This window comes from Larkinella insperata (assembly GCF_026248825.1).
Lineage (GTDB): Bacteria > Bacteroidota > Bacteroidia > Cytophagales > Spirosomataceae > Larkinella > Larkinella insperata.
Genome location: NZ_CP110973.1, coordinates 5,811,079 through 5,824,505, shown reverse-complemented (window position 1 = coordinate 5,824,505; position 13,427 = coordinate 5,811,079). Strand labels below are relative to the sequence as shown.

Genomic DNA, 13,427 nt, shown 5'->3' with positions numbered 1-13,427 from the left:
TTACAAAAAAAATAGGAGAGACTAGAAAAACGATAGCCGCTGTGGTTTGTAAAGACCCGTCAGCGGCTACCGGCAAGAATGAAAAAATGGGATGTAAACCAGAAGAGCGCACGGTGTGCTCCCGTTTTACAGAAGTCGTTTGATCAGCTGATCGATGGAAATGCCCTCGGCTTCGGCCTTGAAGTTCCGGACAACCCGGTGACGAAGAATGGGGTAGGTCACCGCCCGCACGTCTTCAATATCGGGCGAATATTTGCCGTTTAGCAGGGCATTGCATTTAGCTGCCAGAATCAGCGACTGCGACGCCCGCGGACCCGCTCCCCATTCCAAATACGTATTGGCATCCGGAGACGCCAGTTCGGTATTCGGGCGGGTTTTGTGCACCAGTTTCACGGCGTACTCGACCACATTATCAACTACCGGCACCCGGCGAACAAGGTGCTGGAAGGCCATAATTTCGTCGCCGGAAATCACTTTCTTGACCTGATACCGTTCGTCGGATGTCGTGGATTTAACAATATCCAGCTCCGACTGGTACGAGGGATAATCCAGAAAAACATTGAACATAAACCGGTCCAGCTGCGCTTCGGGCAGGGGATAGGTTCCTTCCTGTTCGATGGGGTTCTGAGTTGCCAGAACAAAGAACGGGCGGCTGAGCGGATACTTTTGCCCGGCAATGGTCACGGCGTATTCCTGCATGGCTTCCAGCAGCGCCGACTGCGTTTTAGGCGGGGTCCGGTTGATCTCATCGGCCAGAATGATATTGGCAAAAACCGGCCCCTGAATAAACTTGAAACGGCGGTCCTGATCGAGCGTTTCGGAACCCAGAATGTCGGACGGCATCAGGTCCGGCGTAAACTGAATCCGGTTGAAGCTCAGATCGAGCGCCCCGGCGATGGTTTGAATCAGCAGGGTTTTGGCCAGACCCGGCACCCCTACGAGCAAACAATGCCCCTGACAGAAGATGGCCGTCAGCAGAAGCCGGACGGTTTCCTCCTGTCCAATGACCACTTTCGAAATTTCTCCGGTTAATTTTTTATACGCTTCATTCAGCGCTTCAGCAGCCGCAACGTCAGAATTATACTGTACCACAAGCAGAGGAGTTAAGAGTTATGAGTTACGAGTTAAAAGGTAAGAGTTAGCGCGCTTCATCCAACTCATAGCTTTTAATTTTCAACTTTTACTTCTTTTACGGTCCTTCGGTTCGATCCGAACCAAAAATTCGACAGCTCTGGTATTCGGGGTCAACGTTGATGTAGACATCGCTGACGGCTTTCTTGAACCATTCGTCGATGGCTTTATTCTTCTTGTTGGCCATGACGATGTTGGCGATTTTTTCGTAATCATCTTTTAGACTGGCCGTGTGCGGAGGAACTTTCCGCTTGAAGTACAGCAGCCGCACCGCCGTTTTACCATCTTCCAGACGGTAGTCCATCGGCTGGCTGATGGTGCCAACTTTCATGGTGTCGAGCGTCATGTACAACGTATAGTCCATGTTTTGATCCAGCGGCTGAAGCGCGCTGTTGGACTGCGGATCGCGGATGATACCGCCCGCGTCGGCCGTGGCTTTGTCTTCCGAGAAGTCCTTGGCGGCTTTTTCGAATTTGACGGTATCGGCCTGAATCAGCGTGCGCAGGCTATCCAGAAACCGCCGGGGTTCGGTCAGGTCGAGCCGGTTGTAATCGGGCCGCAGCAGGATGTGCCGGGCGTGGTATTCTGCCCCGCGCACCTCAATAAGCTGGATCAGGTGAAGACCAAATTCCGACTCGATAATGTCCGACATTTCGTTGGGTTTCAGCTTCAGGGCGGCTCCTTCAAATTCGGAAACCATCTGGCCCCGTTTGGCAAACCCGAGGTCACCGCCTTTCTGGGCCGAGCCTACGTCTTCCGAAAACTCCGTGGCCAGCTTGGCAAAGTCTTCGCCTTTTTCAACGCGTTCTTTCAGCGCCAGCAGGCGTTTGCGCAGGTCTTCACGCTGTTCTTTGGTGACTTTCGCCAAGCGGACAATGTGCCCGATTTCAACTTCCGCCGGGATATAGGGCAGGCTGTCTTTCGGGATACCGTTGAAAAACTTCCGGACTTCGTTCGGGCTTACCTTTACTTCATCGGTAATTTTGGACTGCATCCGCTGACCGAGCATCTGCTCTTTCACTTCCGAGCGCAATTCGCTTTTGAGGGCTTCGATGCTTTTTCCGTAGGCTTCCACCAGGTTTTTCTCCGAACCGAACTGTTGAATCATGTACGACATCCGGCTGTCCATCTGGTTGTCGATGATCTTGTCTTCGACGGCTACGGAGTCAATTTCGGCTTTTGCCAGCAGCACCTTCTGAACCACCAGACTTTCCAGAATCTGGCAGTCGGCCGGGGCCTTCTGGTTTTGCTGCGCGTATGACTGGCGGGTTTGCTCCAGATCCGATTTCAGCACGTAGTAGTTGTCAATTTTCGCAATGATCTTGTTCAAACTGACCCCTTTTCCCTGCGAGAAACCGGTCGACGTTACCAGAGCCAGCAACACCGTCAGCGCAAAGGAGGAGAGAATGGTTGATTTCATTAAAAACTTTATTCAGGTTTATTATTCAATATTACGTATTTCGGCAGGATTTATTGACATGCCCAACGCGCGAAACTGTTAAATGATGTTAATCAGCGGCTTATTTGGCAAGCTTACGCACTTCCTCCTCGTTCAGCTGCACCGGATATTGTTGTCTCAGCCGGTCGAGCCACTGCTTTTCCAGGATGGCCTGGTATTCGTTAATCACCGCCCCACGGGCTTCCTCGAAGGTTTTAATCCGGGGTGGGTCAATCCGGTCAATGGTGACCTTCACCACCTTCCCGTCGCGCCGGAGCGTGGTGCTACCCGGCTTCCATTCTACGGCATCCAGGTACGGATTCGTGCCTTTGGCAAAAATGCCTTCCGTTAGCTTAACGGCCCCCGGTTCTTTCGAGTTCAATACCTTTTCAACGTCCTGTTTAGATGTTGAGAACAGTTGAAAAGTCACCCGCCGGGCCTTATCATTTTTGCCTTTGCCACCCAGGGCTCCGGGCCGGAACTTGCCATAATCCTTTTCCATAATCCGGACAATCGGGATGCGGTTCGTCGTCAGGAAATTAACGACTGTCCGAACCCGGCTGGCCGAAACCGTGTCCCGCTCCGTGCCATCCGCCGAACCCGATACCTCAACGAGGTATTCCGGGTTTTTAATCATCAGCACCAGCAGATCAAACAGCGATTCCCGCTGCTGGGTCGTCAGGGCGCTTTGGTTGACGCCGTAATTCAATTCGGCCACCGACCGCCGGAGCTGGTACGGGCTTTTGGCCAGCATTTCCGACGCCTGCTTCAGCATCTCGTCGTTGGGCGTTACCAGTACCGAGGCTACCGCCCGCTGATCGTAGCGGAATTTTTCCTTGCTGGCTTCGTAGTGAGCCCGTTGGCCGAGTGAGTCCGTCAGCGATTTTTCCCAGACGTTGGTTTCCATGACCTGCGAAAGCAACACACCATCCCGGATGTCGTTCATGAGCGCCCGGAATTCCGGGTATTTCTTCTCCAGACCGGCTTCTTCCTGCTCAATCAGCTTGTCGTCGACAAACCGCCGGAACAGCCGTTCCATCTGGACCGCTGCCGACGAGGTCGGGCCCCGACGCGGTTGCTGCCGCCGGACGACGGTTTCCAGAAATTCGTTGGCCGTGTAGGGCTGTTTATTGACGAGCACGATCGGTTTTTTATCAATTACCGGATCAAGGGTCGCCGATACTTTCCATTTACCCGCCAGCAAACTGCTGTCGGCCAGCGCCAGCGTTTTAGCCAGCACCTCCGGCGATTCGGTTACCGTATAAGTTTTGCGCAGCCGTTCCACCAGGGTTTTCCGGACGATTTCGCCCCGCGTGTCAGTCACTACTTTCTGCCGCAAGGTGGACGCCAGGGATTCAAACGGTTCCAGTGGCTGGCGTTCGATCAGCCGGACAATGTGCCAGCCATAATTGCTCTGGAACGGCTTCGAATAACTGCCGGGACGGGTCAGGCTGTAGGCGGCTTCCTCAAACGGCTGAACCATCTGTCCCACTCCAAAGACCGGCAAAACGCCCCCGGCGTTGCGCGATTCACGATCGTCGGAGAATTCTTTGGCCAGCAGATCAAACGATTCCCCTTTTTCCAGTCGGTCATACACTTCGTCGATCCGGGCTTTGGCGGCTTTTTGCCCTTCGTCGCCACTCCCCGAAGCGGCCGCGCTGGGGCTCACCCGCACCAAAATGTGGGCTACCTGGACTTTGCCCCGGCTGGGTCGTTTGTCGATCACTTTAACCAGGTGGTAGCCCGAGCGGGAGCGGACCGGCGTGGAGATGTTGCCGACCGGGGTGGTGTACGCTGCGGTTTCGATGGGATACACCACCTGAAAAGCCGTCAGATACCCCAGATTGCCGCCGTTCGTGGCCGCTGTCGGGTCTTTGGAGTATTGCCGGGCGGCCGTTGAAAAGTCGGTTCCGCCGAGCAGTTGTTTGCGCGCGTCGAGTGCCGCCTGGTAAGCGGCCAGCGTGTCGGCCGGAGCCGCATCTTCGGCCACCGCGAACAGGATATGGGAAACGTTAATTTCTTCCTTCAGCCGTTCGTAGGCTTCGGCCGTCAGGTGTTCAATGATCTCTTTGTCGTTGAGATACGACTGAGCCAGTTGTTTGCGGTAACTGGCAATTTCCTCCCGAAATCCTTCCGTCGTGTCACGGCCTTCCTGTTCGGCAGCCAGTACTTTGAGTTTCAGGTTCGTGAACAAATCGATGTATTCCCGCAGATCCGTCCGCCGGGTTGAATCGCCGTTGATCTGATTTTTGGTAAAGGACTGAAAAAAATCGTCCGTGGTAAACGACTTGTTTCCCAGTTTAAGAATAACCGGTTCGGGGGCTTTGGTGACAACCGGAGCCGAAGGTTTACAGCCTGCCAGCAGCCCGCTGACGACCAAAATACCCGATGCTTTTTTAATGAAATGCGTTGAAGTCAAAACAGGTATGAATTGCGGTGAATGGTTTTTACGGCGATCCAGACGCATGAAAAGTTGGATAAGATTCTATTCAGAAACAGATATTTACCGGAAAACGTTACGTTTTTAACGACCGGATACCGGCTTTATTTTCATTCGTTTGAGCTGAATATCGTATTGAACTTCGTATTCAAACGAATCGCGAAGGTGGCGCCCCGTAAACCGGGCCGGGATGTGCATCACCGATTCTCCTTTTTTTCGGGTTTCGGGAGTGTCGCGCAATTCCACACTGCTCTGGCCCAGCACGTCGTCTTTGTCCAGCCGATCGGTGAACTGAATTCCCAGTCCGGCCGCTGTCAGGGCGGTGGTGATGTACTTCAACGGCGTGAGCAGTTCGACGCCCAGTTCGAAGAATCCAACCGGCACCTGAATCCAGCCGTTCACGTCGCGGATGCGCTTGATCAACTGCTGCGTCTGGCTGTAATCATCCACTTCAATCAGAACCAGCGAAGCGACAACCTTGCCGCCCTTGGGAATGGTCACCTGCACCGGGGTCTGCTGGTCGAACGACCGAACCGCCCCCTTCTTCACCGTTTCGACACCCCAGGCACTGGAGGCCACACCCACCAGGTTGTTGCCGCTATCAAACGCCGTCAGCGACCAGGTCATCATCAGCTCATCCCGGCGGGTGATGGTTTCTTCCAGATTGATGGCCTTCAGGCTGCCTGGTTTCATAACCGCCGTGAGCGGTTTCTGGCTTGAGCAGGCCGAAATGGCCAGAACCAACAGCAAAAGATACGGTTTCATACGCAATCAGACAACTTCTTCAATAACGGATGCGCCTTCCGAGCCGTCGCCGTTGGTCCAGCGCCAGCGTTCGTGCAGACGAATCCGACCGTCGGCCAGCACTTCGGGCGTTGAATGACAAAGGCCGGTTCGGAACTGTCCGTCGGTGTTCAGGTGCTGGTAGGTCATGTCCAGCACCCCCTCAGGCAGCATTTTGGCAATCAGAAACCCTTTGACTACCGAGCCTCCCCGGTATTCGGCCCAGACCACTTCGCCCTCCTGCTGGTACCAGAAGGTAGTGGCTGCGCTTACTTCGCCGTTGTCGGTATTGGCCACCGAGCGGAAAATTTTCTTGTCGTAGTTCATGCTTCGATGGCGGGTTCTTGTTGACTCAGGCAGTGAAATGTTCCCAGTCCCCAGACGATATCCGTCGCGTCGATGCCCACCACTTTCCGGTCCGGAAAACAGCTTTCGAGAATGTCGATGGCCGTCTGGTCTTTGGCGCACCGGAACGTCGGAACAATAACCGCGCCGTTGCTGATGTAAAAATTGGCGTAGGAAGCCGGTAGTCGCTGGCCGTCGCTGATCACGGGGTCGGGCATGGGTAGTTCGACGATGTTGAGCTGCTTGCCACTGACCAGCCGCATCTCATTCAGTTCCCGGCGGATTTCCTGCAAAAAAGGGTAGTTGTCGTCGTTGGGGTTCGGTTCGGTAGCCACCACCACGGTATCTTCATTGACAAACCGTACGGTATCGTCGATGTGTCCGTCGGTGTCGTCGCCCACAATGCCTTCTTCCACCCACAGCACCTGCTGAACGCCGTAGTAGTCGCAGAGAAACTGCTCGATCTGGGCCTGCGTCAGGTGCGAGTTGCGGTTCTGGTTCAGCAGACAGGCCCGGCTGGTGAGCACGGTTCCCTTGCCGTTGAATTCTACCGCGCCCCCTTCCATGACGATGCCGGGGTTGACGTATGGGAGTTTCCGGTAGTGCGCAATTTCGACCGGGATCAGGCCGTCCCGGTCATACGGTGGATACTTGCCACCCCAGGCGTTGTATTCCCAATTGACGATCATGCGTTCTTTCGAGGCCGGATTGATCAGGAACGCCGGGCCGTGGTCGCGGCACCACGAATCGTTGGTCGCGTGGGGGAGCAGGGTCACCTTGTCCAGGTTCACCCCAGCCATCAGCAGGCGCATTTTGGCCGTCTGGATAACGATTTCGTTGTGGGCGTTAATGCAGACCTGCTCGCTTTCGCTGATGGTCCGGATGAAGTCGATGTAGGCCGGAAACATTTTTTCCTGCCGTTCGCTGGACCACGAGGCTTCGGTATGCGGCCAGCTTAGCCAGGTGGCTACGTGGGGATGCCACTCGGCCGGGAAGAAAAAGCCGTTCTGGGCGGGAATGAACTGGGTGTTTGTCGGATGAGGTTGAGATTGTATATTCATGCAATTTTTTCGATCACGCCACAAAACTACAAAAATATGTCGGCTTGCGGGATGCGAATCTTTTTAGGGTTGGCCTTCTATTGTCTGGTTGTACGGGTTTCGGCCCAGGACCGTCTGTTGAGTGATTCCGAACTGGACGTCCTGGTAACCTGGAATCCGGTTTATAAACCCAAAACGGCGCCGGAGGAGGATTTCTACCAGAAATACCCATCACCAACGAGCTACAAAAATCTGGCGGAACTGGTCGGTAAAGCGGACAGGCAGCCCATTCAGTCGTTGCAAGTCAACCTCGACGTATTGAAAGCAGGAAATGTGGAACGGCTGGCGGAGTTGAAAGACGTGCGGGTGTTGAGTTTGGAGGTCGATTCCCTCACGTCTACCGAGGCTTTATGGCGGGCGGTGAGTCAGCTGAAGCGGTTGCAGCGCCTGTCGATTGCCCAGGTCAATTCGGGGAAAGTGGGCCGCGTTCCCGCCATTTCGCTACCCGCTTCGTTGCAGCAACTCGCCGAAGTGGAGCGGCTGGAGGTAACGCTGTGGGAAATTGATCGGCAACAAACCTTTGCCGCGCTGGCCGGGATGCCCAAGCTCCGCAAGTTGATTTTTTCGGGCTACGGTGACCTGGGCGCTATTCCGTCGGAACTCGGCAACGTAAGGCAGCTAACTTCCCTGACCATTCACACGGGCAGAAGTTCGGTTTCGCTGCCAGCCTCACTGGGCGACTTAACGAAGCTTAGGGAATTGACATTAAATTATCTGCCACTGAACCCGGATCAGAACTGGACGTTTCTGGGCAAGCTAACCGAACTGGAAATTCTGAAACTGGCCGGAACCAACCTGCAAACCGTGCCGGATTTAGGGCAGTTGAAGAAGCTAAAAGAGGTTGATCTCCAGATGAACCGACAGCTAACTTTCGGAAAGGAAACGCTGAACGGACTGAGTGCGCTTGAAAAACTTAACCTGGCGGAGTGCCAGCTCCGGGAACTGCCTTCCGCGATGACCGAATGGAAGAGTCTCAAAGAGTTAATCTTAAATAACAATCCGCTGGGTGAATTGCCCGTCCAATTGGGGTCATTAAAGCAGTTGAACGTCTTACAGGCAACCGGGTGTCAGCTGCGAAAAGTACCCGGATCGTTGGGGGAGTTAACCCAGTTGAAATCTCTGATGTTGGCTGGAAATCAACTGGATACACTCGGTTTCGATTTTGACAAGTTGGGCGGAATTACCCTGCTGACCATTTACAGCAACCAGTTGCGGTATCTGCCTCCCTCGATCGGTCGGCTAACGGCTTTGGTTGAACTCGATCTGTCGAATAACAAACTCGTGCAATTGCCGGAAACCATTGGCGATCTGACGAATTTGACCAACTTGTCACTCCAGCTGAATCCGTTAACGGCCTTACCTGCCCGGCTTGGCAAGTTGGAGAAACTCCGGCGGCTGGATGTGGCCGAAAATCAGTTGCAGCGACTTCCCGCCGAGATAGGCCAGCTGCGAAAATTGCAACAACTGGCCTTGAGCTCCAATAAATTGACCCAACTGCCGGAGTCCATGAGCGGGCTGGATTCGTTGCAATGGGTTGACTTGTCGTCGAACCAGTTGGAAGAGGTGCCCGGCGTTTTGTTCCGGATGACGGGTTTGCGGGAACTGAACCTGAATAACAACAAGCTGTCGTCCATCCCCGCTGCGTTGGGTCAGCTTTCCAAACTGACTTACCTGGCCTTAAATTCAAATCGAATAGCGGTTTTACCCCGGGAGTTGGGCAAGCTGACAAAACTCCAGACGCTTCTGGTCGGCCAGAATCCGCTGGAGCTTTTGCCGGAAAGCATCGGGCAATGCCGGGAGCTTACCTTTCTTCACGCCGGAAATACAAAGTTGAAGGTCCTGCCTTCCGGACTGGGGCAACTTACTAAATTACAAAACCTCGAACTTTTCGGCAATGAACTGACAATTCTGCCCGCGTCGCTGGGGAATCTGACCAAACTGCAATCCCTGTATCTGGGCCGGACCAGGCTGCTGGCTTTACCGGAATCCATCGGACGGTTGACTCAGTTGCACACGCTGCAGATCGGGGATTTTGAAAATGCATCCGAAACCGAGTATGCCGGTCTACAGCAATTGCCCGATAGCATCGTCTATTGCCAGAACCTCAAAAACCTATTCCTGGCCAATCAGACCGGTCTCGACGGCGACGATACGTTTGCCAAAGTGCGTCAGCTCAAAAAGTTATTCCATTTAACGCTATTCCATTGCAATCTGGAACGATTGCCGGCAATTGACTGGAAGAGTTTTCCGGTCCATAATCTAAATCTTGGGCAAAACCGCCTGACCGAACTTCCAGTCGACTTGTTGGAAAGTCCGAATTTACGCCGAATTGAACTGAATGATAACCTACTGCCTAAACCGCTGAATACTAACTTTCACTTCAAAGAACACCTGCGGCTGGCGATGGCAGAAGCGGGTTTGATTCCTATGGAAAAAATTGCCAAGCCTAACCAGGGTGTGGCATCCACGTATGTTCAGAATGCATTTCGGATGGCCGGGCAGCGGAACTGGACCGAAGCGTTTGCTAATTTTGACAAGGCCATTGAGTATGCCCCGGACACCATGCAGATTGTGCTCTTTGCCCAACGGGCCGATATGCACGCTTTTCGGCAAAACTTCCCGGAAGCCGTGGCCGATTATAACCGAAGCATTCAGCTAAACAATAAACTAACCGGGGGCGTGCCGTCGCAGGACCCGCTTCAGAAATTACAATTTGATCAGCCCTTCCAACTGGCGCTGCGGGGGCGGGCCAACGCAAAAGCCAAATTAGGTCAGATTGATGCTGCACTAGTCGATATAACTGTGGCGGTACAGCGATTTACGGCCGTCAAAGGCGATCCGCAACTGGGTGGCAGCCTGCTGACGGAACAGGGACGGTATCTGATGCTGAAAAATAAAGTGGCCGAAGCGAAGACCAGCTACCGGAAAGCGATTGAGGAATACGGAAAGGCTTCCCATGCCCACGTCGCCGTAAAACTGACGGTGGTTGAATTAAACCTGATGGTTGGGCAGCCCGACCAGGCCCGGATTGAGCTGCAACGCATCGAAAAGCGCGAACTCGGGCAAGGGTTTGCCACACTGGAAAAATATTTGGAAAGCAGTATCCAGGTGTTGAAGCGCGAAAAGCCCAATGTGGAAATTCTGACGGAGATGAGCAACTTTGTGTCCAGTCACGCGGCCCCCATCTATGGCTGGAGTTTCGAGTTGTACGAAAACTGGCTGACCCACTCGGGATTGCCGCCGGAGCAGCAGACGGCGTTGCAGCAACTGACGCAACTCACAAAAGGACGGTTGCCCAAACTGGAATAAGTCAGAATAATTTGCTCCAGGCAAACCGGATGAGCAGCAATACCCCAACAAAGCCAACGGCAATGTAAGCAAACGGAATGTAAGTGACAGCGTAGATCCGGGTGCGGTCGATGAACCAGAGAATACCGATCACGGCCGCAATGAGCGTCATGAAGCCCGACAGCTTACCAAAACCGGGAATGTAGGCGAAGGGAAGCTTGCGTTTGATCAGCATCAGGGTGGCTATCATCGTGATAACCGGCAGAACCTGCGTGACCAGGTTCATTTGCCAGATGCTTTGCCGCTCGAAGAGAAACAGATAAATGTTGAGCGTAACGGCGAATATGCCGGGGATGCAGGCCAGGTACACCAGCGTTGCATACACAAACCGCCACCGCCAGATTTCTTCCGCCTGCCCGCCCGACCACAGGTTGACAAGAAAGGCCAGCGCCGGAACGGACAACAGCAATACCGTCAGCAGGGCGGGGTTGGAAGAAACCGATTGGAAGAAGTCCTGTAGAGTCATTGAGAAGGTCAAGGGGTTATTTCGCGGAGGTAAGCAGAGGGGTTCAGAGCTTAGCAGAGGCTCCGCTTACCTCCGGAAAACTCCACTTACCTCCGCGAAATAACCCATTCTATTACAACGTCAGCAAGTAACCAATGGTAAAGTTAGCATCCCAGTCGAAAACAAACTGATTGCAGTTTGTTCCATCGGCGATGGCTTTGTAAATGTTGACCCCGGCTTTGGTTTTGGCTTCGGTCGATTTGTAAGCCGAGGGGGTGTTCAGAACCGTGTAGCGTTCTTTGCCGTTGCGCACCTCTTTCGCCAGTTCGAACGGAACCCCGCCGATGATGAAGCAGGTTTTGCGGTTCGAAGCCGGGACCTCAGCCGCTTTGGCTTTTACTTCGCTGTACACCTTCGCATCGTCGTCGCCGTTCTGGAAATACTTGGCTCCGTAGCTCTCCAGAGCGGAGGTTTGGCCGCCGTTTTTCCACGAAATTTTAGTGTTCCCCGAGCCAATGTCCACCACGAATGCGTTGCTTTCAAAATCCTTCGGCAGCACCGACCGCAGCGCCAGCTTTCCTTCCTGCTCGGGCGTAACGGTATTGACTACGTAATTCAGCGATTTCAGCGCCCGGATGATTTTTTGCGTGTTCTCGGCTTTCACAGCCCCCGAACTAACCACAAAGTGGATGTCCCGCCCGGCGACGCCAAAGTTCAGCATCTGGGCAATGTACTTTTTCAGGCCCTCGCGGATGTCCTGATCGGTCGCCATGTTCTCGAGCACCAGGCTGTTGCCGAATTCGGATTTCTCCAGCTTCCAGTTTTTCTTGGGGTCAACTGTGATGATAAACGAGTTGAAACCGCTGGCTCCCAGTTCCACCACGCCTTTCAGCTTGCCATTTTCCGGGGCGGGCGGGGTGTAGCTAAACGTCGGTCGGGAACCCGCTTCGTCGGTGGCCTCCGTGTCCGTACTTGCCGTTGATTCCGACGAAGCCTGGTCTTCCGATTCCGAAGACGCCGACGGCATGGAAGGCGAGTCGGAAGCCTGCTCCGTGTTGCTTTTAGGCGAAAGCTTTTTCAGTAAGTCCACTCCGCCGATGTATTTGAAACCAAAGTAAATCGCGGCTAAAATCAGGGCCGTAATCAGGAGCCTTCCGGCTACGGTTAAACGTTGCATATTTTTATTAAGTGAAGTAGTGAATGAGCGATTTTTATTATTAAGTGAATTGTGATTGCGTGAACAGGTAACCAGATCCGGTTATGAAGTCCTCAATCACAATTCCTCACTTATTCCAGCAGGCTCCGGTAGCCTTCGTCTTTGGGCGGATTGATGGAACGGCCGGGCACCGGGGGCGGAGTCGTATCGGTAGTCTGGATGATTTTAAATTCACCGTGGTTGTAGGCTTCCAGCAGCGCCTGCCCTTTGTCCGACAGAATACCGTTCTGGATGTCCACCGAGTTGATGAAGTCCATCGACATATCCATCGCCCGCTTCATTTCGCCCAGTTTTTTGCTCATGTCATCCTGAATGTACTCCATCGACTCGTCGAAGTAAAACTTCTTGTCCGGATTTCCCTTGAAGATGCTGATGGCGGTCCGCAGCGCGTTGGAGCTTTCCTTGACAATCTGGTATTCGGCTTCCTTCAGTTTGACCTTGATTTCGGTTTCCTTGATGATGTAGTCGGCGCTTTTGTTCACCTTTTCCATAAACTCCAGCACCGTCCGCATGTTCCGCTGGAGGGGTTGCAGCTTTTCGTTCATTTCCTGCAAACCGGCGCCTTCGATGGTGGCCAGCTGGGCGGCTTCGCGCATACCGGGGCGGTCGGCCATGTTGTTGGCTTTGTTGGCTTCGGCGAATTTCTGCTTGATGTTTTCGTTGTTTTCGGCAATCTTCCGGTTCAGCTTCACCAGTTGTCCGGCCAGCGTGTCAATCTGACCCTGCATCTTCCGCCGTTTATCCTTCAGGTCGTCCACGTAAATCTTCATGATCGCAATGGGGTCGAGCTGGATGACAACGCCCGTCAGCTTACGCATCAGCGTTTTGTACAGGAAGAAAACCGCCGTCCGAACGTCCTTGCTGGTAAACAGAAAGATCAGGAGGCCCAGTACGGCCAGCAAACCCGCCAGGTACAGCGTATTTTCGGTCACCCGAATCAGAAATTCGACTATCCGATTGAAGTAGACCAAGCCCAGCGCACCGATGGCGGCCAGAAAAAACATGCCGGTGAGGCCTTCCGGGCGGCTCCAAAACGAGCGCTTGTCGCCGTCGTCGGTTCGGCCACCCACTTGTGAAAAATCAGGTGTTGATGCCATGCTGTAAGTTGAAGTTTAAGGTTTTATAAAATTCGCCTTTCGTTTTTCCAGGGCCATTTTTTTATAAACCGCCAAGTATACGAA

The 13,427-nt window shown here is 53.6% G+C and carries 10 protein-coding genes; 1 reads left to right on the top strand and 9 read right to left on the bottom strand.

Going from position 1 to position 13,427, the window contains the following annotated elements; genetic code table 11:
- Nucleotides 1–126: 126 nt before the first annotated feature.
- The 6 genes from OQ371_RS23425 to OQ371_RS23400 form a co-directional block, all read right to left on the bottom strand.
- Nucleotides 127–1,092, bottom strand: coding sequence for an AAA family ATPase (locus OQ371_RS23425; protein WP_265990773.1), 966 nt, complete (start codon nt 1,090–1,092; stop codon nt 127–129).
- Nucleotides 1,093–1,189: 97 nt separating this feature from the next.
- On the bottom strand, nt 1,190–2,551 hold the full coding sequence (locus tag OQ371_RS23420) for a peptidylprolyl isomerase (protein WP_265990772.1): 1,362 nt from the start codon (nt 2,549–2,551) through the stop codon (nt 1,190–1,192).
- Nucleotides 2,552–2,651: 100 nt separating this feature from the next.
- Nucleotides 2,652–4,988: a peptidylprolyl isomerase gene (locus OQ371_RS23415; RefSeq protein ID WP_310586595.1), complete on the bottom strand. Its 2,337-nt coding sequence runs from the start codon at nt 4,986–4,988 to the stop codon at nt 2,652–2,654.
- Between the two features lie 105 nt (nt 4,989–5,093).
- A complete protein-coding gene (locus OQ371_RS23410) occupies nt 5,094–5,774 on the bottom strand; it encodes a hypothetical protein (RefSeq protein WP_265990769.1) in 681 nt (226 codons plus the stop codon).
- Nucleotides 5,775–5,780: 6 nt separating this feature from the next.
- Complete coding sequence (locus OQ371_RS23405) at nt 5,781–6,119, bottom strand: avidin-fold protein (protein ID WP_265990768.1); 339 nt, start codon at nt 6,117–6,119, stop codon at nt 5,781–5,783.
- Nucleotides 6,116–7,198: an agmatine deiminase family protein gene (locus OQ371_RS23400; RefSeq protein WP_265990766.1), complete on the bottom strand. Its 1,083-nt coding sequence runs from the start codon at nt 7,196–7,198 to the stop codon at nt 6,116–6,118. The genes OQ371_RS23405 and OQ371_RS23400 overlap by 4 nt, the downstream gene beginning before the upstream one ends.
- A gap of 51 nt (nt 7,199–7,249) precedes the next feature.
- Here OQ371_RS23400 and OQ371_RS23395 point away from each other — a divergent pair, with 51 nt between their 5' ends.
- Nucleotides 7,250–10,546, top strand: coding sequence for a leucine-rich repeat domain-containing protein (locus OQ371_RS23395; RefSeq protein WP_265990765.1), 3,297 nt, complete (start codon nt 7,250–7,252; stop codon nt 10,544–10,546).
- A 1-nt stretch (nt 10,547) separates the two neighbouring features.
- On the opposite strand, the gene OQ371_RS23390 is transcribed toward OQ371_RS23395, so the two are convergent.
- From OQ371_RS23390 to OQ371_RS23380, 3 genes are all read right to left on the bottom strand, one after another.
- Nucleotides 10,548–11,051 carry a hypothetical protein gene (locus OQ371_RS23390; protein ID WP_265990762.1) on the bottom strand — a complete coding sequence of 168 codons (504 nt, stop codon included), beginning with the start codon at nt 11,049–11,051 and terminating at the stop codon, nt 10,548–10,550.
- Between the two features lie 112 nt (nt 11,052–11,163).
- Nucleotides 11,164–12,207: an acetate and sugar kinases/Hsc70/actin family protein gene (locus OQ371_RS23385; protein ID WP_265990761.1), complete on the bottom strand. Its 1,044-nt coding sequence runs from the start codon at nt 12,205–12,207 to the stop codon at nt 11,164–11,166.
- A 110-nt stretch (nt 12,208–12,317) separates the two neighbouring features.
- Nucleotides 12,318–13,343, bottom strand: a complete 1,026-nt coding sequence (locus tag OQ371_RS23380) for a hypothetical protein (RefSeq protein ID WP_265990760.1) — start codon at nt 13,341–13,343, stop codon at nt 12,318–12,320.
- Between the last annotated feature and the right edge of the window lie 84 nt (nt 13,344–13,427).

Excerpts from the sequence above, each read along its gene's own strand:
- OQ371_RS23420 (WP_265990772.1), bottom strand. The coding sequence starts at position 2,551 with ATGAAATCAACCATTCTCTCCTCCTTTGCGCTGACGGTGTTGCTGGCT.
- OQ371_RS23410 (WP_265990769.1), bottom strand. The coding sequence starts at position 5,774 with ATGAAACCGTATCTTTTGCTGTTGGTTCTGGCCATTTCGGCCTGCTCA.
- OQ371_RS23405 (WP_265990768.1), bottom strand. The coding sequence starts at position 6,119 with ATGAACTACGACAAGAAAATTTTCCGCTCGGTGGCCAATACCGACAAC.
- OQ371_RS23400 (WP_265990766.1), bottom strand. The coding sequence starts at position 7,198 with ATGAATATACAATCTCAACCTCATCCGACAAACACCCAGTTCATTCCC.
- OQ371_RS23395 (WP_265990765.1), top strand. The coding sequence starts at position 7,250 with ATGCGAATCTTTTTAGGGTTGGCCTTCTATTGTCTGGTTGTACGGGTT.
- OQ371_RS23390 (WP_265990762.1), bottom strand. The coding sequence starts at position 11,051 with ATGACTCTACAGGACTTCTTCCAATCGGTTTCTTCCAACCCCGCCCTG.
- OQ371_RS23385 (WP_265990761.1), bottom strand. The coding sequence starts at position 12,207 with ATGCAACGTTTAACCGTAGCCGGAAGGCTCCTGATTACGGCCCTGATT.
- OQ371_RS23380 (WP_265990760.1), bottom strand. The coding sequence starts at position 13,343 with ATGGCATCAACACCTGATTTTTCACAAGTGGGTGGCCGAACCGACGAC.